The sequence below is a fragment of the Pseudomonas siliginis genome (assembly GCF_019145195.1).
Lineage (GTDB): Bacteria > Pseudomonadota > Gammaproteobacteria > Pseudomonadales > Pseudomonadaceae > Aquipseudomonas > Aquipseudomonas siliginis.
In genome coordinates this window covers 1-234 of sequence record NZ_JAHSTW010000051.1, presented here as the reverse complement: position 1 = coordinate 234, position 234 = coordinate 1, and the positions used below count along the sequence as shown (strand labels likewise).

The 234-nt window shown below is 52.6% G+C and carries 1 protein-coding gene; it reads left to right on the top strand.

Annotation, left to right across the window (positions count from 1 at the left end):
- On the top strand, positions 1-193 hold a 193-nt coding region (locus tag KVG87_RS25810), incomplete at its 5' end, for a hypothetical protein (RefSeq protein ID WP_217853256.1).
- Between the last annotated feature and the right edge of the window lie 41 nt (positions 194-234).

The window sequence follows — 234 nt, the reverse complement described above, 5'->3', positions numbered from 1 at the left end:
ATACGAAGATGTGTTTCTGGGGGAGACCGATCGCTCCTTAAGGCAGGACTTGCTCCTGACCTTGTCTGTAGAGAGGTCCCCCCGCCTCATTGCCCACCACGAAGAGTATCGAGAAGCCGACGAGTCGGACTTCGCATTACAAGGTTGCAGTGGCATGAAGTTCGAGGTCAGGGGAACCAGGAAGCATTTTTAACTCAGTTCTCTTGGAGTTGAAAGCATGAACATGCACGTCGG